This is a genomic window from Bacillus lumedeiriae (assembly GCF_044891285.1).
In the GTDB taxonomy this organism is placed as follows: Bacteria; Bacillota; Bacilli; order Bacillales; family Domibacillaceae; genus Pseudobacillus; species Pseudobacillus lumedeiriae.
The window spans coordinates 380459-400895 of record NZ_JAUIYO010000001.1 but is presented as its reverse complement, the minus strand read 5'-3'; the positions used below and the strand labels follow the sequence as shown (position 1 = coordinate 400895).

Genomic DNA, 20437 nt, shown 5'->3' with positions numbered 1-20437 from the left:
GTCTCCCTGCCTTCTCAAAATAGATGAATTGCTTTACAATGATATATATGCCTCCTAGTCGGGCAAGCATGACAAGTTCATTTATTCTTCTAATAAAAAGGGGATGGGGAGAATGAAGGGGATACATCCGTATGAGAAATATTTTCAACATCTGCTGCCGGTATTAAAAAGTAAAGTTGAGGAGTTCCGATTGTTGAATTATGGAACAATTGATATTCCGTCTCTGTGGGAATACTTAACAAACAAAAAATGGCGAAAGCCGGAAGAGGATGTACATATGTATCAGCTCGTTGCTGATATCGTATCGACAATGCCAGGGGATTATATGAATTATGCAACGGTCGAATCGTACCGCTCGACAAATTGGCTCGAGGAAGTCAACGAAGAGGAATTACAGGAATTGCTCGGAGCGAAAAAGAATTAAGCAAAATTGACACTCGTTATTTTCTGCTTCATAATAGTTTTGTTAAGGAATTCTGGTATCCTTTTACCAGAATTTTTTTCATCATTTTAGAAATCATTGTTTTATTATGTATGGATGATTCGGATTAAGGAGGAAGTTTGTAATGGTAAAACGCAGCCGGATCGTAGCCTTTTTTCTTATTGTACTGCTGCTTGCGAGTGCAATCGGGCTTACGGCGAAGGATATTGTCAACGATATTAAGCTCGGCCTTGATTTGCAGGGCGGATTTGAAGTGCTGTATGAAGTAAAGCCGGCGAAAGCAGGGCAGAAGATTACAGAGCAGGTAGTAGTTAACACAGCGGATGCGCTTGATAAGCGGATCAATGCGCTTGGAGTCAACGAACCAAGTATTCAAATTGAGGGGGGCAACCGCATCCGTGTTCAGCTTGCTGGTGTGGAAGATCAAAATGAAGCAAGGAAAATGCTGTCGACACAGGCGAACTTGTCTTTCCGTGACACGACAGATAAATTGATGCTGGATGGAAGTGATCTTGCAGAAGGGGGAGCGAAGCAGTCCTTTACTCAAGAAGGAGCGCCTAATGTTGCCTTAAAGCTGAAAAGCAGCAAAAAATTTAAAGAAGTGACTGAACACGTTGTCAGCATGGCGCCGAATAATCAGCTCGTCATTTGGCTTGATTTTGAAGAAGGGAAAGATTCTTTCCAGAAAGAAATTCAAAAGGCAGACCCTAAGTTTTTATCCGCACCAAATGTAAGCCAAGTGTTCAATACAAATGAAGTGACGATTGAAGGGAATTTCACGGCAGAAGAAGCGCAAAACCTTGCTTCGTTATTAAACGCTGGTGCGCTGCCGGTGAAGCTGGATGAAGTGTATTCCACTTCTGTCGGTGCACAATTTGGTGAAAAAGCATTGAATCAGACGATTCTGGCTGGAATTGTTGGGATTGCAATTGTTTTCTTATTCATGCTTCTTTACTATCGACTGCCAGGTCTTATTGCTTCCATTACTCTTTCAGTTTACATTTATTTAATCCTGTTAATCTTTGATTGGATGAACGCTGTCTTGACACTTCCAGGTATCGCAGCATTGATCCTCGGAGTTGGTATGGCAGTAGATGCTAACATTATTACGTATGAACGGATCAGGGAAGAAATTAAAGTCGGCCGATCGATCCGCGCCGCTTTCAAAGAGGGGAATAAGAACTCATTCCTGACAATCCTTGATGCGAACTTGACAACGATTCTAGCGGGGGTTGTTCTATTTTACTTTGGTACGAGCTCAGTTAAAGGATTTGCTACAATGCTCATTATCAGTATTCTCGTGAGCTTTGTTACAGCGATTTGGGGATCACGTCTATTGCTCGGTTTGTTTGTCCAAAGTAATTGGTTAAAAGACAAGCCAGGCTGGTTCGGCGTTCATCGAAAAGATATAAAAGATATTAGCGAAAACTATGATACACTCGATTTGCCAACGCGTTTTGACCGTTTTGACTTTGTTAAACATCACCGTAAGTTATTTGCTTTTTCAGCCCTTGCCATTATTGCAGGGATGATTGTTCTTGGGATATACCGCTTAAATCTTGGGATCGACTTTTCCAGCGGTACACGTATGGAAATCATGTCAAAAGAGCCGCTGACTGAGGAAATCGTGAAAGCAGAGTTGAAAGAAGTTGGGCTTTCTACCGATGACATTGTACTTTCAGGTGAACATAAGGAAGTAGGTGTCGCCCGTTTTAAAGAGTCGTTTTCTCAGGATAAAGTAGCTGAAGTGAAAGATCATTTTGCTAAAAAATATGGCAGCGAGCCTAGTATCAGCACGGTTTCACCTACTGTTGGAAAAGAGCTTGCGAAAAATGCGATGATCGCCCTTGTCATTGCTTCCTTGGGAATCGTGCTGTACGTTACGGTCCGCTTTGAAATTTACATGGCGCTCGGTGCCATTATTGCTTTGATGTACGATGCCTTTTTCATTGTTGCCTTTTTCAGTCTGACACGGCTTGAAGTCGATATTACGTTCATTGCCGCCGTCTTGACGATTATCGGTTATTCGATTAACGATACGATCGTTACCTTTGACCGAATGCGTGAAAATATGGCCAAAAAGCGTAAAGTTAAAACAGAACAAGAGCTTGAAGACATCGTTAATGTCAGCTTGCGTCAAACGATGACTCGCTCTGTTAATACTGTTTTGACTGTCGTTATTACCGTTGTCGCTTTGCTTATATTTGGAAGTGAATCCATTCGTAACTTCTCAATCGCACTCTTAGTCGGGTTAATCTCGGGGACTTATTCTTCTCTCTTCATAGCTGCCCAGCTATGGCTCGTATGGAAGAAAAAAGAACTGAAGAAAAAAGGCTCGATCGTGACCTACAAAGAGAAAAAACAATGGAGCGACGAACCACAGGTATAGAAGAGCGGAAAGTGAAAAAAGCAGCCTGCAGAAATCTTTTGCAGGCTGCTTTTTTTATGATTCTTTATCGAATGGTCCATAATAACAGTAGGTGAAGATAGAGGAGGGCGTCAAATGGAGAAAGAGGAGCGATTTAAAAAAGCAGAGTTTGCAGCGATGATAGGGGTGGTTGGCAATATTGCTCTCGCTGTCCTTAAGTGGGTGTGTGGAATAGTCGGGAATAGCCGGGCACTCATTGCGGATGCTGCACATTCAGCGTCTGACGTAGCCGGGTCTCTTGCTGTCTGGATCGGATTGAAGGCTGCCAAACGCCCGCCAGATGAAGATCATCCATATGGACATGGAAAAGCAGAGTCAATTGCAGCTATTATTGTTGCTGTTTTACTTGTGCTTGTCGGTATAGAAATTGGTATTTCTTCAGTAAAAGCTTTTTTTCATTCAATTGAACCGCCGAAAGCGATTGCTATTTATGCAGTGATTTTTTCTATTCTTGTGAAAGAAGCGATGTTTCGATATAAGTATCGGTTGGGAAAAAAGTTAAAGAGTGATGCGCTTATTGCGAATGCATATGAGCATCGTTCGGATGTATATTCTTCTATCGCGGCGCTAGTCGGAATCGGGGCAGCGATGCTTGGAGGGAAGCTTGGAATTGATTGGCTTATTTATGGAGACCCTGTCGCTGGTCTGCTCGTTTCTTTACTCGTTTTGAAAATTGCCTGGAATATTGGAAGGGAATCGATCCACAACACGCTAGACCACGTGCTTCACGAAGAAGATACAGAGTCATTTAAGGAAAAAATATTTTCTGTACCAGAAGTAAAAAAAATTAATTCACTGTATGCCCGGGAACATGGGCATTATGTCATCATTGATTTGAAAATTGCAGTCGATCCGCTAATAACGGTAGAAGAAGGGCACCAGGTCGGGAAAAAAGTAAAGCAGAAGCTGCTTGAACTGGAAAATGTACAAGATGCGTTTATTCATATTAATCCTGCTGGACCCAATATAGAAGAGGAATGATCAAAAAGAAACTATTTTTTGAAAATAAAGGCTTGCATTGAATCCCCATTTTTACTCTTGTATAATAGTAAGGCTGAGGGGTGACGGTATGCTAAAATCAAAAAAACGCTGGGTTGTCAAGGAAACGAATGCACAAACACGCGATCAATTAGCAGAACAACTAGAGATAAGCCCGCTGCTGGCCTCTTTGTTGATCAATCGCGGGATCACTGAGACGGAGGCAGCACGGAGTTTTTTATATGATAAAGGAAATGAATTTCATGATCCATTTTTGCTTAGCGGGATGAAAGAAGCGAGTGAACGCATTCATCGGGCGATTGCAGATGGAGAACCAATTTTAATATTTGGAGATTATGACGCGGACGGGGTAAATAGCACGTCTGTGATGATGACCGTTTTAACGGATTTAGGAGCAAAAGTAGATTTTTACATTCCTAATCGGTTCACAGAAGGATATGGCCCAAACGAAGCAGCGTTTCGTCAAGCGAAGGAAAATGGCTATCGGCTTATTATCACTGTAGATACAGGAATCGCTGCAGTAAAAGAAGCGGAGGTTGCGGCTGAGATCGGTATCGACTTAATTATTACTGATCACCATGAACCAGGCCCAGAATTGCCGCAGGCGTTGGCGATTATTCATCCGAAGCTTCCAGGTGGCAGCTATCCATTCCCCTATTTAGCAGGGGTCGGAGTAGCTTTTAAAGTGGCACATGCCCTATATGGCCGCCTGCCAGAACATTTATTAGATCTGGCAGCTATCGGAACGATTGCTGACCTTGTTCCGTTAATTGGAGAAAATCGAACGATTGCCAAAGCTGGGATAAAAAAGCTGCAGCAAACAACGCGTCCCGGCATTGAAGCATTGTTACAATTAACAGCAACGAAGCCAGAAGCAGTAAATGAAGAAACGATTGGTTTTATGATTGCCCCCCGTATTAATGCAGCCGGACGTCTTGGCGATGCCGATCCGGCTGTGGATTTGCTCTTGACAAAAGATAGGGCAATGGCGAATGACCTGGCGCAGGAAATTGATGCGATCAATAAGGAGCGTCAAGCCATCGTTGCAGACATCGCAAAAGAGGCAATTGAGATGGTGAAATCTCACTATCCTCCTGACAAATATCCAGTTATTGTTGTCGGAAAAGAAAATTGGAATGCAGGTGTCATCGGTATTGTCGCATCCAAATTAGTGGATACGTTTTATCGTCCGGCTATTGTGCTGGACTTCAATCCGGAAACAAATAAGGCAAAAGGTTCAGCGAGAAGTATTGCCGGTTTTGATTTATTCAAAAATTTATCCCAATCCCGGGATATCCTTCCTCATTTTGGCGGACACCCGATGGCGGCAGGAATGACATTGGAGCTCTCTGATGTCGATGAACTAAGGGAGCGTCTTTGTGTGCTGGCTCATGAGCAGCTGACAGCGGAAGACTTTATTCCGGTGACCGAGCTGGATGCGGTCGTGCCGCTCGATCAAGTGAGCCTTCCTATTATCGAACAATTGAATCGGCTGGCACCATATGGAGTGAATAATCCGAAGCCGCAAGTAATGATTGAACATGCAGGTGTAACAGCCATGCGAAAAATTGGTTCAGATAAAACCCATTTAAAGCTCCAGCTTGAAAGTGAAGCTGGCTCATTAGATGGTATTGGCTTTGGTCTTGGCCACTGTGCAGATCATATTGCCCCATTTTCAAAAGTATCTGTCATTGGGGAACTATCTGTTAACGAATGGAATAACATCCGTAAGCCCCAGCTGTTTCTAAAAGATCTAAAGATCACTCATTGGCAGCTGTTTGATGCAAGGGGCCACCGGCAGTTTGAAAAATGGATCAATGAAGTGCCAGATAGCCGCTTGTTTATTACATTTAAAAAAGAGACAATTAATGAATTGGATTTAGAAAAGTATGAGTCGGAAATGGTACATATAAGCGGACCGGAAGAGGCGGCGCAGTTGTCCATTCAAGGGAAAAATATTGTATTTGTTGATTTACCGCCGGAAATGGAAACGATCGCAGCGGTGATGCAAACGGGATGCCCGGAGCGTATTTACGTCCACTTCCATCAAAAGGACAGCCATTTCTTTAGCACGATGCCTACCAGGGAACATTTTAAATGGCTGTATACATTCCTATTCAAAAGAAAAAGCTTTGATTTAAAGAAATATGGAGATGACCTCGCTAAGCACCGCGGCTGGTCTCGCGAAACGATTGAATTTATGTCAAAAGTGTTTTTTGAACTCGGTTTTGTTACAATAAGTGAGGGAGTGATTCATTTAAATGAACAAGCTCCTAAGAGAGATTTGAATGAATCACCAGCTTATCAAAATAAAAAAATGCAGCTAGAATTGGAGAATAAGCTGCTGTATTCTTCCTACCAGGAATTAAAGTCTTGGCTGGATGAATATGTGAAGGTTTCCGTTGATAATGAGGAGGAAGTAGAATCATGGATTTAAAACCGTATATTAAAATTGTGCCAGATTGGCCAAAGCCTGGCATTAAATTTAAAGATATTACTCCTTTGATGGATAATGGCGAAGCATTTCGCTATGCAACAGATCAAATTGTTGAATATGCAAAAGAAAGAAACATTGATTTAATCGTCGGTCCTGAAGCCCGCGGATTTATTGTCGGCTGTCCGGTTGCTTATGCGCTCGGTGTTGGTTTTGCACCTGTTCGTAAAGAGGGGAAGCTTCCACGTGAGACGGTGAAAGTAACGTATGGAAAGGAATACGGGGATGATGTATTGACGATCCATAAAGATGCAGTGAAGCCGGGTCAGCGTGTATTGATTACAGATGATTTACTCGCAACAGGCGGTACGATTGAAGCGACCATTAAATTGGTTGAACAGCTTGGCGGTACTGTAGCTGGGATTGCATTTTTGGTAGAACTGTCTTATTTAGACGGGCGCAGCAAATTAGATGGCTATGACGTATTAACACTCATCCCTTATGAATAAATTTGAAAAATAGGCACTGTGAAAAGTGTCTGTTTTTTTATATTATTTTTTGGTGTATGGCTATATTAATGACGAGCGGGCGATTGCAGCTGAAATCAACAGGGGAGTTAACAAAGCCATATTTTAAGAAGAGTGCGAGAGTAAAGCGGGTGTTTTCGACATGTTTTTTCATTTTCTTCAAAAAGTGTGAAAGATGGCTTTACATCCGTTCGTTTTTTTTCGATAATAAGAACTATTAGAATCATTTAGAAGTAACTAAAAATATTTAATAGATGGTAAAGGTGAGTAAACATATGGCGAAAGATCGGGTATTGACTGCCGACGAAGTGACCGAGAAAGCGAGTAAATATTTAAACGCAGAACATGTCAAGCTCGTAGAAAAAGCTTATAAATATGCTGAAGAAGCGCATAAAGAACAATATCGTAAGTCAGGGGAGCCTTACATTATCCATCCGATTCAAGTGGCAGGCATATTGGCAGATTTAGAAATGGACCCAGCTACGATTGCTGCCGGTTTTTTGCATGATGTTGTAGAAGATACAGAAGTGACACTAGGGGATATTGAAGAAGAATTTGGAAAAGAAGTCGCCATGCTCGTTGATGGAGTGACAAAGCTCGGAAAGATTAAATATAAATCAAAAGAAGAACAGCAAGCAGAAAATCATCGGAAAATGTTTGTGGCTATGGCCCAGGATATCCGCGTCATATTAATTAAACTGGCGGACCGTCTCCACAATATGCGGACGCTGAAGCACTTGCCGCACGAAAAACAGCGGCGTATTTCTAATGAAACATTGGAGATCTTTGCTCCGCTTGCTCACCGGCTCGGAATTTCAAGAATTAAATGGGAATTAGAAGATACGGCTCTGCGCTACTTGAATCCGCAGCAATATTATCGAATCGTCAATTTAATGAAAAGAAAGCGGGCAGAACGCGAACAATATTTGGATGAGGTCATTGAGGATGTAAAAGATCATCTTGATGAAATAGAGATCAAAGCTGACCTTTCTGGACGTCCGAAACATATTTACAGTATTTATCGTAAAATGGTCCTTCAGCACAAGCAATTTAATGAGATTTACGATTTGCTTGCTGTTCGTGTTATTGTTGACAGCATTAAAGATTGTTACGCGGTGCTTGGCATTATCCACACATGCTGGAAGCCGATGCCCGGACGATTTAAGGATTATATTGCAATGCCAAAGACAAATATGTACCAATCCCTTCATACGACGGTCATCGGGCCGAAAGGAGACCCGCTGGAAGTGCAGATCCGTACGAAGGAAATGCATCATATTGCTGAGTACGGAGTGGCGGCTCATTGGGCGTATAAAGAAGGAAAGACGGTTGATGACACCGCGTCATTTGATAAAAAAATGTCTTGGTTCCGAGAAATTATGGAGTATCAGAATAACTCCGCGGATGCGGAAGAGTTTATGGAATCATTGAAGATCGACTTTTTCTCCGATATGGTGTTTATCTTTACACCGAAAGGTGACGTCATTGAGCTTCCAAAGGGGTCTGTACCGCTTGATTTTGCGTACCGAATTCATTCTGAAATTGGGAATAAAACAATCGGTGCAAAAGTAAATGGAAAAATGGTGCCGCTTGATTATAAACTGCAGACAGGGAATATTATTGAAATTTTAACATCTAAGCATTCATATGGGCCGAGTAAGGACTGGCTAAAAATGGCTCAGACATCACAGGCGAAAAATAAAATCAAACAATTTTTCAAAAAGCAAAACCGAGAAGAGAATGTTATTAAAGGCCGTGAACAAATCGAAAAAGAGATTAAAAATATGGGTTTTGATGTGAAAGACGTAATCACTTCCGAAAACGTCAAGCGTGTGGCGGAAAAATTCAACTTTACGAATGAAGAGGATATGTATGCCGCGATCGGCTATAACGGCATCACCGCACTGCAAGTGGTCAATCGTCTAACGGAAAAACTGCGGAAAATAAGGGATCAAGAAGCGTTCGTTCAAGAGTCATTAAAAGACTTAAAGCCGGCTCCATCCCAGCCGTATCAAAAGAAAAATTCCGGTGTCACAGTCAAAGGCATTGATAACCTGCTGATCCGGCTTTCACGCTGCTGCAATCCGGTTCCTGGCGATGATATTGTTGGTTATATTACGAAAGGACGGGGCGTGTCCGTTCACCGTTCCGATTGCCCTAATGTGACCGATGAAGAATTAACAGACCGTCTCATCGAAGTGGAATGGGAAAGTGGTGCAGCGAATCAAAAAGAATATACTGTTGAGATTGAGATTTCAGGATACGATCGTCAAGGACTGTTGAATGAAGTGCTGCAGGCTGTTAATGAAACAAAAACAAATATTTCAACTGTTTCGGGTAGAGCAGACCGTAACAAAGTTGTTAAAATTGATATGGCTATTTTTATTCATAATATTAGCCATTTGCACAAAGTAGTTGAACGCATTAAGCAAATTCCGGATATTTATTCCGTGCACAGAATTTTACATTAAGGGTGTTTAAGGAATGAGAGTTGTTTTACAAAGAAGTAAAGAAGCGTCCGTCACAGTAGAAGGGGAAGCCGTTGGTCAAATTGACAGCGGCCTCGTTTTACTCGTCGGTGTGACCCATGAAGATAGCGAAGCAGAAGCCGCTTATTTAGCTGAAAAAATTGTTCAACTTCGAATTTTTGAAGACGAAGAAGGAAAGATGAACCGTTCGCTGCTTGATGTGGGTGGTGCCATCCTATCCGTCTCCCAATTTACTTTGTATGGCGACTGCCGCAAAGGGCGCCGTCCCAATTTTATGGCTGCGGCTAAAGGGGATCAAGCGAAAAAGGTATATGATCGATTCAATGAATTGTTGAGAGAAAAAGGTATCCATGTTGAAACCGGACAATTCGGTGCGATGATGGATGTGGCTCTCATAAATGATGGACCAGTAACATTTATATTAGAAAGTAATTAACAGAGATGGTTTTCTACTTGTGGAAGACGATGCTTTGAATGCAGCAGCAGAGGACATGAAGGGTAGTAGGAATAGGCATGTTTACAAAGAAAGGCTCTTGGCGGCTGATGAACCGCTAAGAGCCTTTTCTGCCGCTATCCTATTCATTAAAATAAGATTTTAATCCATTGTACACACCATTTGTGATTAGCTCTTGGTAAGGGTTTGTGACAACAGTCAATTCTTCCTGTGGATTGCTTAAATAGCCCAGTTCTAGTAAAATGGCAGGCTGGTTGTTTTCGCGCAGAACGAAATAATCCCCATGACGGACTCCGCGATTTTTAATTGGAAGAGATTGTGATAGTTTACGATTTACATTGTTGGCTAGTTCTTTGTGATTGTTATGATAGTAATACGTAGTAAAGCCGTTGGCACCACTATGATAGGTGCTATCGTAATGCAGACTAATGAAAGCGTCTGCACGATGATATTTGGCTGTCGCCACCCGTGAAGGAAGAGAGACGTATCGGTCATCTGAACGGGTTAAAATGACATTAGCACCCGCTTGTTTTAGCTTATGGTATAAACGATCAGCTGTTTTTAACGTAATAAACTTTTCAAAGGTTCCTTGCATACCAGTCGTGCCGCCGTCTATACCGCCATGACCAGGATCTAAAATAATGGTTTTACCTTGCAGTCCAGGTGTGCGGCTGGCAGATGCTTGAGAGGAAGCCTCCCCGTTTACCGATACGACCCAGCTGGCTACATAGGCTTGTTGGCCGCTTGCCAGACGGATTTCATACCAATCGCCTACCCGTGCGTGAATAGGATAGCGTTCTCCTTGGGATCCTCGTGCCACGATCGAAGAAGACCTGCTGGCATCAGAACGAAGGTTTGTTCCGTTATATAAAATAACTGCAAAGCCGTCAGCCACCGTTTTACTATTGGCCGCTGATGAATTCGTTTTAGTTATCATCCGGACAAATTGCTCGCTGATCCAAGCTTCTTGTCCTTTGTAACGAATATGTACCCAGCCGTTTTTGCTCTCAGTAACGGATACTTGATCACCGATGTTCAGTTTACCGATTACATTTGCTGATAGGGATGGTTCGCTGCGGACATTCAAGTTATCTGCTATAACAGCCGCTGGTTTGCCTGATGATGCGTTTTTTACAACTGTTTGTTGCGCCGTTTGAGAGGAGCTGTCCGCTTTTTTGACGATATAGCCGGCTATCCAGCCTTTTTGTCCATCCTCCAGCTGAATTTGATACCAGTCGTATTTTTCTTTTAATACTTCGTATCGTGTACCGCGTGCGGCTTGTCCGACTACGCTCGCGGACATGCTTGGTTCGCTGCGGACATTTGCTGTATTAACAGCAATTTCTATTTTAGATTGCGGTCCTTCTGCTGAAACAAAAGCTGCCGGCAGAAGTCCCAAGAAGAAAATAAATGCCGCAATCAAACCCATTTGCTTTCTATCCATAATCCACCGCCTTAAAAAATAAATAAATGCACTTCTCATTTTAGCATCTAATTCATTATTTGGTGTCTATTTCCTTTATTTTTTTCAAATTAAGAAAAAGGACCGCCATGATAAGTGCCCGCATTTGCCGCTGCTTGGCTGTCTAACATAAAATGTGGACAAAGTTGTAGAAAAGAAACTTGAATGCTCTCGCAAAGTTTCTTATAATAGGAACATCTGAATTTAGACAATTAAATGATCAAACCGATAATGGAGAAAAGTAATTAAGAATCGCCCGTTCAGAGAGGAATGGCCATGGCTGTAAGTCATTCTCGTCAGCGTCTTAGTGAACGAACACTCCGGAGGTTTTTCCTTGAAAGAAGCTATGCTTTTAGTAGGGGAAAACGCGCACAGGCGTTAGCTGGAAAAGTGAAAGCGGTTCGGCCGTTTTAACTAGGGTGGTACCACGGGAATAAAACTCTCGTCCCTTGTCTCGGGGATGAAGAGTTTTTTTTATTTCGAAAAAACATCTAAAAATTTATTCTGCATGAACTGGCAGTAAGATCTCCCTGCCTCGAGGCTGTTTCTAAGAAGCATGGGCGGGGATCAACTGCCAGTAAACGCCCGATCCATTCGGGCCGACAGGATGTTGGTTACTCAGGCATTGCCACAGGACATGGCGCTCTTAGCCTGAGTTCCTTGTTCCATCAGTGGGGGATAAAGAAAACCTCCACTGATGGGAATTTCATTTTATTTGAAGGAGGAACAATCATGAGTGTAAGCATTCCACGCGGCACACAAGATATTTTACCGGGAACGGTGGAAAAGTGGCAGCGTATTGAAAAAATCGCTACGGATATTTGCCGCAATTATCAGTATAAAGAAATTCGGACGCCGATTTTTGAGCATACGGAATTATTTCAAAGAGGTGTTGGGGACACGACAGATATCGTGCAAAAAGAAATGTACACTTTTACCGACCGCGGCGACCGCAGCTTAACCCTCCGGCCGGAAGGAACCGCAGCGACTGTCCGCTCTTTTGTGGAAAACAAAATGTTTGGTGATCCGAATCAGCCGGTTAAGCTATATTATCAGGGGCCTATGTTCCGCTACGAACGTCCACAATCTGGACGATACCGTCAATTTGTTCAATTTGGTGTAGAAGCTATTGGCAGTGAGGACCCGGCAATTGACGCTGAAGTGATCGCTCTGATCATGGATATTTATCAAGCGGCTGGACTGCAAAAAATTGAACTCGTTGTGAATTCACTAGGTGACACAGAAAGCCGTATCGCTCATAGAGCAGCGCTTATTGGGCACTTTCAGCCGCAGATTGGGGAGTTTTGTGAAGACTGTCAAAGTCGTCTTGAGAAAAACCCAATGCGTATTCTTGACTGCAAAAAAGACCGTGATCATGAATTGATGAAATCGGCACCGTCGATTTTAACCTATTTAAATGAATATTCCCGTACATATTTTGAAAAAGTGCAGCAGTATTTAACCGCACTGGACATCGACTTTACGGTCGATCCGACTCTCGTCCGCGGGTTGGATTACTATAACCACACTGCATTTGAGATTATGAGCAGAGCGGAAGGATTTGGAGCGATTACGACCCTTTGCGGGGGCGGGCGTTACAATGGATTAGTCAGTCAAATGGGCGGACCAGATGTACCAGGTATCGGCTTTGCCTTCAGCATGGAAAGATTTCTTGCCGCTATGGAAGCAGAGGGGATTGAATGGGAAGATGAAAGCCGCCTTGACTGTTATGTCGCTTCTCTCGGCGAAGAAGCGAAAGATTATACAGTGAAGCTTGTTCATGATTTACGAAAAGCGGGCATCAAAGCTGAACGTGATTACCAAGATCGAAAAATGAAAGCGCAGTTTAAAGCAGCCGATCGTTTAAAAGCGAAATTTGTAGCAATTCTTGGTGAAGATGAGTTGAAGGAAAATAAAATTAATTTGAAAAACATGGAAACGGGCGAGCAGCAAGAAGTAGCGCTTGACCAATTCATTGATACATTACAGCAGAAGATGGAGGAAAAATAAATGTTTGGCAGAACTTATGAATGCGGAAAGGTATCAGAGCAGCATATTGGAGAACAAGTGACATTAAAAGGATGGGCGCAGCGCCGCAGAGATTTAGGAGGAGTTATTTTTATTGATCTCCGCGACCGTACAGGTATTGTCCAAATCGTATTTGATTCAGAAACATCAGCAGAAGCGCTGGCTGTAGCTGAAAAAGTACGTAACGAATATGTGTTAGATATTCAAGGGACGGTTATTGCCCGCGATGAAAGCACGATTAATGAAAATATCGCTACAGGAAAAATTGAAATTAAAGTGAATCAAGTAACTATTTTAAGTGAAGCGAAAACACCTCCATTCCCAATTGAAGATTCAACGGAAGTGGCAGAGGATATTCGTTTAAAATACCGTTACATGGACCTGCGCCGTCCAGTTATGTATGAAACGTTCAAAATGCGCAGCGATATTACTAAAACAGTGCGCGACTATCTTGACGAAGAAGGATTTCTCGATGTAGAAACACCTATTTTAACGAAAAGTACACCGGAAGGCGCCCGCGATTATTTAGTCCCGAGCCGCGTCCACGGAGGCGAATTTTATGCGCTGCCGCAGTCGCCGCAAATTTTCAAACAGCTGTTAATGGTATCTGGCTTTGACCGTTATTACCAAATCGCCCGCTGTTTCCGCGATGAAGACTTGCGTGCAGACCGCCAGCCTGAATTTACACAAATTGACATCGAAGCAAGTTTTATGAGTCAAGAAGACATTATGGCGATGGCAGAAGAAATGCTGAAGCGTGTGCTGAAGCGTGTAAAGGGAATCGAGATGACAGAAGCATTTCCACGGATGACGTATGACGAAGCGATGAACCGCTTTGGATCTGACAAACCAGATACTCGCTTCGGCATGGAGCTCGTAGATGTATCCGAACAAGTGAAAGGTTCTGGCTTTAAAGTATTTGCTGGTGCGGTAGAAAGCGGCGGTCAAGTGAAATTGATCAATGTGAAAGGCGGAGCCGTTGACTATTCCCGTAAAGATGTGGATGCATTGACTGAATTTGCTGCTATATATGGTGCTAAGGGGCTCGCTTGGATGAAAGTGGAAGCAGATGGCTTAAAGGGACCAATTGCGAAATTCTTCTCAGAAGAAGAGCAAGCTGGATTGCTGGCTTCAGCCGAAGCGGCAGAAGGGGATTTACTGCTGTTCGTTGCTGACAAAAAGTCAATTGTTGCTGATGCACTCGGAGCACTTCGTCTCAAACTGGCGAAAGAACGTGGATTGATTGATGAAAACAAATTTAATTTCTTATGGGTGACGGATTGGCCGCTGCTTGAATATGATGAAGAAGAAAAACGCTACTATGCAGCTCACCACCCATTTACGATGCCAGTGCGTGAAGATTTGCCACATCTGAATGATGAGCCGCAAAAAGTACGCGCACAGGCGTATGACATCGTCTTAAACGGATATGAACTCGGCGGCGGATCCATTCGGATTTTCGAGCGCGATATTCAAGAGAAAATGTTTGAAGTTCTTGGCTTTACGCAAGAGGAAGCGAAAGAACAATTCGGTTTCTTGCTAGATGCATTTGAATATGGAACACCTCCTCATGGCGGTATCGCACTTGGACTGGATCGGATGGTCATGCTTCTTTCAGGCCGTACGAACTTGCGTGATACGATTGCATTCCCGAAAACAGCAAGCGCGAGTGACCTGCTGATGGATGCACCGAGTGAAGTAAGCCCAAGCCAGCTTCAAGAACTGCACTTAAGAATTCGTGAAACAGCGAAAAAATAATTTTTAAATATTTAGACAATTCGAGTTGAAAACTGCATTTTCATGTGGTATCATAATTCCAATGAAGGGAAGTCCTGATGTGTACGTTTATTTTCACTATCTGTTTTGACCGAACAATGTATGTGACGGGAGCTCGGGTTTGTAAATGGCGTACATGCCTCATTGGCTGAGGACTTACAAAATTTGCTATAGAGCACCCACCTGCCTAGTGCGGGTTCAAAACATATAGATCCATAAGACGGCACGATTGGGACTTTCCCTCTATAACAAGGATGATCCGCAGCTCCTGATAATCAGGGGCTGTTTTTTGTTGTTTAGATAGGTAATCATCAGCGCAGGGAGAATCCTTTTGTTCGGAAAAATGGGGAAAAGATTGATTGGATGATTATTTTCCAGTAAGATTAATCCTATCTGAAAAGATAACAATACATTATTTTAGTTATGGAGTGATCCTATCAATGCTGCATCAATTTTCACGCAATGAACTTGCCTTCGGACAAGAAGGACTCGATATTTTAAAAGGCAGCACTGTTGCCATTCTTGGTATCGGCGGTGTCGGCTCATTTTCTGTTGAAGCACTGGCCCGCTCGGGTGTTGGCCGTCTCGTGCTTGTCGATAAGGATACAGTGGACATTACGAATATTAACCGTCAGCTGCCGGCGCTTTTATCGACGATCGGTCAGCCAAAAACAGATGTAATGAAAGAACGTATTGCTGACATTAATCCGGAATGCGAAGTGATTGCGCTGAACATGTTTTATACAGAAGAAACATATGAACAATTTTTTAGCTATGATTTAGATTTTGTTGTAGATGCATCGGACACGATTTCGTACAAAATTCATTTGATGAAAGAATGCTTAAAACGTAATATCCCGATTATCTCCAGTATGGGAGCAGCGAATAAACTTGATCCGACACGCTTTAACATTGTGGATATTTCGAAAACACATACAGATCCGATCGCTAAAGTCATCCGCACACGTCTCAGAAAAGAAGGCATCCGCAAGGGAATTCCAGTTGTATTTTCCGATGAAAGCCCGCTTGTTATTCGTGAAGATGTCCGCAAAGTGGTCGGCAATGATGAAGCGCCCATCCGTAAAGCAAAGATGCCGCCAGCTTCCAATGCGTTCGTGCCTTCCGCCTGCGGGTTGATTATGGCCAGTTATGTCGTTAGGGAATTGCTGAAAGGCATTAAAGTTACCCGTGTCAGCGATGAAAAATAAGTATAAAACCCTCTGTCTCGGACACGTTATAAACAGAGGTGATAAAAATGGGAAAAGATCGACAAGAAAAAAAGCTTAGGAGCCAAAAGAAAGTACAGTCCGACCGGGATCAAGCGCTGCATTACGGAGGCGCGACACGGTATGAAAAAGATGGAGAAGCTGGCAAGAGCATAAATGAATCATAAGAAACAGCCCGCATGTGATGATATGCGGGCTGTTTTTTTTGAGAGTTTTAGTGGAGTGTTCCAAAAGTATAACTTTTAGGGACGCTCCTTTTTTGTATGGTTGTCGGTTGATTTCCGTTTTAGGCGCTTCACTTTCCCCGCAGGAGATCTTCGGTTAGGTTTTTGTTTTGAGAAAAAATTGGAAAATGAAGTTGACAGTCAATCTTGTCCTAGTGTACTATTAAACTAGTACAGTAATACATGGGGGGATGACGAATGTTTCAAGGGCTGTTGAAAAAGGATTTTTTGCTCATTAAAAATTACTTTTGGTTATGGCTGACTTTAGTGTTGGCCGCGTATTTCTGCGGAGTTGCTTTTGCTGTTTATTATGGAAAATTTTATTTGGTGTTTCCGTTTCTCTTTGCTATTTATTTTTTTCATGTCGGGCTTTTAGGAATTACAGAAATGATGTTGCTGAAGTCTGAAGAAAAAGGACATTATTGGCTGCATGGTACAGCGGGCGGGATCAAGCTGTTGCTTTCCAAAATGCTGATTGGCCTGCTCGTTTTTTTCGTTTCTTTAGTATTGACAGACGTATTGGCGCTTATCTCTTTGAACATTGCATTACCAGAAGGATTGATCAACACATCAGACAATAGACTGCCTTACACAGAAGGGTTTTTATTAAATATCGCTCTTACTGCTGGAGCTTTGTATTTTGCGATTTGGGGATTGTTTCTTTGGACAGTTTATCATTCGCTGAATGGGTATCCGGTGTTAAAGAAAATACGTTGGCTGTTGGTGATGGGGGTCTATTTCCTTGTACAGTGGGGAACAGCCAAAGTGATGCAAATCCCGCTTATTCAAAAGTGGTTTGCAAGCTGGACAGTTAATATAGGAGAAACAGGTGAAAGTGCATGGGGGATAGGAGGCATGCGTTTTTCTGTAGTGAATGGTGATCTTCAGCTTTGGCCGATGATCCTCTCTATTCTTTTTCATGTTGCTTTATTTTTAGCTGCTGCTTGGCTGCTCAATCGAAAAGTAGAGGTGTAAGATATGACCGAGGAATTCAAAACATCGAAACCAATATACAGTCAACTTGCTGATCGAATCATCCATCAGTTTGTCCGCGGGGAAATCAGCCCTGGTGAAAAGCTGCCGTCAGTCAGAGAGATGGCGATCCAGTCAGGAGTGAATCCGAATACGATTCAACGGACATATGGGGAGCTTGAGCGCATGGGTGTGGTAGAAACGAAAAGAGGGCAGGGGACGTTTATGACAGAACAAACTGACATGAAAAGGCAGCTAAGGATAGAAATTCAAAAGGAAATGATCGAAACATTCATACAAAACATGCGTGGGATTGGTGCAGAGGATAAAGAGATCACGGAAGCGATCGAGCAATTTTTATCTAAAAAGGGAGAGTGAGATAATGATTGAACTTAGACACGTCACGAAAGATTATGGCAAGCGAAAAGCGTTAGATGACATGAGTCTGCGATTCGAGAAAGGAAAAGTGTATGGCGTTCTCGGACCAAATGGCAGTGGAAAGTCGACGATGATGAAAATGATCGCCGGCCTCGTAATTCCAACAAAGGGCGACATCCAGATCAATGGGGCAGGAGTGAGCCGTCATGTGGCAAAGGATGTGGCGTATTTAGCAAGTGAAGGCATGATTTATCCAGGATTGACCGTCCAGCAAATGATTGATTTCTTTGCTTCGCAGTATGCCGACTTTTCAATGGAAAAAGCGGAAGAACTGATTCAGTTTATGAATCTTGAGCGTCATCAAAAAACAGCAAAATTGTCAAAAGGGCAGCAAGGACGATTGAAGCTGCTGCTCGTTCTTTCCCGTGAAGCGCCGGTGCTGCTTTTGGATGAACCGTTTCTAGGACTCGATCCGATGGTCCGTGACACGATTGTGAAAGGGCTTGTTTCGTTTATTGACTTCGGCGAGCAGACGGTCATTATTACTACTCACGAAATTACGGAAATCGAACCTGTGTTAGAAGAGGCCATTATTTTAGATGAGGGGAAAGTGCGCGGGCATTGCCGCGTAGAAGCTCTTCGTGAAGAAGAGGGAGTATCTGTGCTGCAATGGCTAAAAAGTAATTATAAGTAGGGGGAGAACTCATGAATGCATTAGTAGAGTTGAAAAACGTTTCAAAAACGATTAAAGGTAAAAAAATCATTGATTCATTGAGTTTTACGGTACAAAAAGGAGAAGTGTTTGGCTTTCTTGGGCCGAATGGGGCAGGGAAAACGACGACGATCCGTATGATTGTCGGCTTAATGAAACTGACTGATGGAGATATCTTCATTTGCGGTCATAGCATCCAAAAGGATTTTGAGAAAGCGGTCAGTCAAATTGGGGCCATTGTAGAAAACCCAGAAATGTATAAGTTTTTATCGGGCTACGAAAATTTACAGCAATATGCCCGCATGCAAAAAGGAGTGACGAAAGCGAGAATTGATGAAGTCATCCAGCTTGTGGGATTAGGCGGCCGCATTCACGACAAAGTAAAAACATATTCACTCGGCATGCGCCAGAGGCTCGGGATCGCTCAGTCACTGCTGCACAACCCCAGAGTTTTAATCCTAGATGAGCCAACAAACGGGCTTGATCCTGCAGGTATTAAAGAAATCCGTCAATATATCCGGGATTTAGCTGAGAAAGAAGGCATGGCTGTGATCGTATCAAGCCACTTGCTTTCGGAAATGGAAATGATGTGTGACCGTATTGGGATTATTCAAAAAGGACAATTGATTAACGTTCAATCTGTACATGATTGGATAGATGACGGACGGGAAATGTATTCCATAGAAGTCAATCATGTAGAAAGAGCTGCTAAATTAATGACTGCCTCGTTTCCGGATGCCCTCGTGAAAATAGCGGGAGAATGTTTATCCGTTGAAGCAGATAAAGAACAAATACCTGAACTTATCAGTTTACTTGTTTCAAAAAATCTTAAAATTTACGAGGTAAAACAGCTGTCGAAAACACTAGAAGAAAGATTTCTAGAAATAACAGAAAAACAAGAGGCGGTGAGCTGATGGTACGCTTAATTCAAAATGAATGGATTAAAATTTTCAAACGGCCAGGCACGTATGTGATGATTGGGCTGCTCATTCTTATGGCCGGTGTGTTTGCCGGCTTTACCAAGTATGATGAAAGCAAGCAAAAAGAGATACAAAACTGGCAGCAGGTCGTCAAAGCAGAAAATGCTGCTTATGAGCAACAACTAAAAGAAGTCTCCAATTTATCGAAAGACCGTAAAGAATACTTGCAAGGCCAGATCAAAGTGAATGAGTATCGGATCGAACATAATGTGCCGGCTAATACGAAAACAAACGTCTTCTCTTTTATTGAAGAAGGCAGTGACTTACTTAGCTTTGCTGGTTTATTTATGATCATTATTGCAGCTGGCATTGTTGCGAGTGAATACACATGGGGGACGATAAAACTGTTGTTAATCCGCCCCATCAGCCGTACGAACATTCTTTTTTCAAAATATGCCGCTGTCTTCCTATTTGGCTTATTCATGATTTCTGTGCTTTTCTTGGTATCCGCACTAATAGGAGTCGTCTTGTTCGGTACGTCCGGTGAATCTGTCCATCTCGCATATGAAGGCGGAAAAGTTGTTGAACAAAGCATGATTCTTTACTTGCTTAAAATCTATTTGTTAAAATCAGTGGATGTATTTATGCTCGCTGCGATGGCATTTATGATCTCTGCCGTGTTCCGCAGCAGTTCACTGGCTATCGGTATTTCGTTGTTTTTACTGTTTATTGGTACAAATGCTACAATGATTATCGCCATGAAATATGAATGGGCGAAATATCTGCTATTCGCGAACACGAACTTGCTGCAATTTGAAAATGGGCAAACACTTGTAGATGGTATGACACTTAGTTTTTCAATCACGGTTCTAGCTGTCTACTATATTATCTTTCAGCTGCTCGCGTTTGTTACATTTGCTAAAAGGGACGTTGCTGCTTAGGAGCAAAATCAATGCAGTTGACTAT

17 protein-coding genes, 1 other RNA gene and 1 other annotated feature are annotated in these 20437 nt (G+C 42.7%); of the genes, 17 read left to right on the top strand and 1 reads right to left on the bottom strand.

The features are described from left to right. The first annotated feature begins 112 nt into the window (after nucleotides 1-112). The 7 genes from QYG89_RS02110 to dtd all read left to right on the top strand — a co-directional run bounded on the left by QYG89_RS02110 (nucleotide 113) and on the right by dtd (nucleotide 9755). Nucleotides 113-424 (top strand): post-transcriptional regulator, encoded by a 312-nt coding sequence (locus QYG89_RS02110; protein WP_404314056.1) that lies wholly within the window; start codon nucleotides 113-115, stop codon nucleotides 422-424. A gap of 142 nt (nucleotides 425-566) precedes the next feature. Beyond that, nucleotides 567-2831 carry a protein translocase subunit SecDF gene (gene secDF / locus QYG89_RS02105; RefSeq protein ID WP_404314054.1) on the top strand — a complete coding sequence of 755 codons (2265 nt, stop codon included), beginning with the start codon at nucleotides 567-569 and terminating at the stop codon, nucleotides 2829-2831. A 114-nt stretch (nucleotides 2832-2945) separates the two neighbouring features. Then, the gene (locus tag QYG89_RS02100; RefSeq protein WP_404314052.1) at nucleotides 2946-3851 is read left to right on the top strand and encodes a cation diffusion facilitator family transporter; all 906 of its coding nucleotides are present in this window, start codon (nucleotides 2946-2948) and stop codon (nucleotides 3849-3851) included. 88 nt (nucleotides 3852-3939) lie between these two features. Next, nucleotides 3940-6306, top strand: coding sequence for a single-stranded-DNA-specific exonuclease RecJ (recJ, locus tag QYG89_RS02095; RefSeq protein ID WP_404314050.1), 2367 nt, complete (start codon nucleotides 3940-3942; stop codon nucleotides 6304-6306). Then, on the top strand, nucleotides 6297-6812 hold the full coding sequence (locus QYG89_RS02090; RefSeq protein ID WP_404314048.1) for an adenine phosphoribosyltransferase: 516 nt from the start codon (nucleotides 6297-6299) through the stop codon (nucleotides 6810-6812). Before recJ ends, QYG89_RS02090 begins: the two co-directional genes overlap by 10 nt. Nucleotides 6813-7105: 293 nt before the next feature. Next, on the top strand, nucleotides 7106-9301 hold the full coding sequence (locus QYG89_RS02085; protein ID WP_404314046.1) for a RelA/SpoT family protein: 2196 nt from the start codon (nucleotides 7106-7108) through the stop codon (nucleotides 9299-9301). Nucleotides 9302-9314: 13 nt separating this feature from the next. Continuing rightward, nucleotides 9315-9755 carry a D-aminoacyl-tRNA deacylase gene (gene dtd / locus QYG89_RS02080; RefSeq protein WP_404314044.1) on the top strand — a complete coding sequence of 147 codons (441 nt, stop codon included), beginning with the start codon at nucleotides 9315-9317 and terminating at the stop codon, nucleotides 9753-9755. Between the two features lie 139 nt (nucleotides 9756-9894). Here the strand turns inward: dtd and QYG89_RS02075 are convergent, their stop codons facing one another. Next, a complete protein-coding gene (locus QYG89_RS02075) occupies nucleotides 9895-11217 on the bottom strand; it encodes an N-acetylmuramoyl-L-alanine amidase (RefSeq protein WP_404314042.1) in 1323 nt (440 codons plus the stop codon). A gap of 237 nt (nucleotides 11218-11454) precedes the next feature. Next, nucleotides 11455-11688, top strand: a binding site (T-box leader). 279 nt (nucleotides 11689-11967) lie between these two features. Between QYG89_RS02075 and hisS the strand changes: the two genes are divergently transcribed. The 10 genes from hisS (at nucleotide 11968) to QYG89_RS02025 (ending at nucleotide 20412) form a co-directional block, all read left to right on the top strand. Next, on the top strand, nucleotides 11968-13245 hold the full coding sequence (hisS, locus tag QYG89_RS02070; RefSeq protein ID WP_404314040.1) for a histidine--tRNA ligase: 1278 nt from the start codon (nucleotides 11968-11970) through the stop codon (nucleotides 13243-13245). Beyond that, nucleotides 13246-15021: an aspartate--tRNA ligase gene (gene aspS, locus QYG89_RS02065; RefSeq protein ID WP_404314038.1), complete on the top strand. Its 1776-nt coding sequence runs from the start codon at nucleotides 13246-13248 to the stop codon at nucleotides 15019-15021. Nucleotides 15022-15089: 68 nt separating this feature from the next. Then, a non-coding RNA gene (gene ssrS / locus QYG89_RS02060) (6S RNA) lies at nucleotides 15090-15279 on the top strand. 200 nt (nucleotides 15280-15479) lie between these two features. After that, complete coding sequence (locus tag QYG89_RS02055) at nucleotides 15480-16247, top strand: tRNA threonylcarbamoyladenosine dehydratase (protein ID WP_404314036.1); 768 nt, start codon at nucleotides 15480-15482, stop codon at nucleotides 16245-16247. Nucleotides 16248-16294: 47 nt separating this feature from the next. Next, nucleotides 16295-16432, top strand: a complete 138-nt coding sequence (locus tag QYG89_RS02050) for a YpzI family protein (RefSeq protein ID WP_404314034.1) — start codon at nucleotides 16295-16297, stop codon at nucleotides 16430-16432. A 255-nt stretch (nucleotides 16433-16687) separates the two neighbouring features. Beyond that, nucleotides 16688-17464, top strand: coding sequence for a hypothetical protein (locus QYG89_RS02045; RefSeq protein WP_404314032.1), 777 nt, complete (start codon nucleotides 16688-16690; stop codon nucleotides 17462-17464). Between the two features lie 3 nt (nucleotides 17465-17467). After that, nucleotides 17468-17839 carry a GntR family transcriptional regulator gene (locus QYG89_RS02040; protein ID WP_404314030.1) on the top strand — a complete coding sequence of 124 codons (372 nt, stop codon included), beginning with the start codon at nucleotides 17468-17470 and terminating at the stop codon, nucleotides 17837-17839. A gap of 4 nt (nucleotides 17840-17843) precedes the next feature. Next, the gene (locus QYG89_RS02035; RefSeq protein WP_404314028.1) at nucleotides 17844-18533 is read left to right on the top strand and encodes an ABC transporter ATP-binding protein; all 690 of its coding nucleotides are present in this window, start codon (nucleotides 17844-17846) and stop codon (nucleotides 18531-18533) included. 11 nt (nucleotides 18534-18544) lie between these two features. After that, entirely contained in the window at nucleotides 18545-19465 is a 921-nt protein-coding gene (locus tag QYG89_RS02030; protein ID WP_404314026.1) for an ABC transporter ATP-binding protein, read from the top strand. Continuing rightward, entirely contained in the window at nucleotides 19465-20412 is a 948-nt protein-coding gene (locus QYG89_RS02025) for an ABC transporter permease (RefSeq protein ID WP_404314024.1), read from the top strand. Before QYG89_RS02030 ends, QYG89_RS02025 begins: the two co-directional genes overlap by 1 nt. Nucleotides 20413-20437 lie beyond the last annotated feature (25 nt).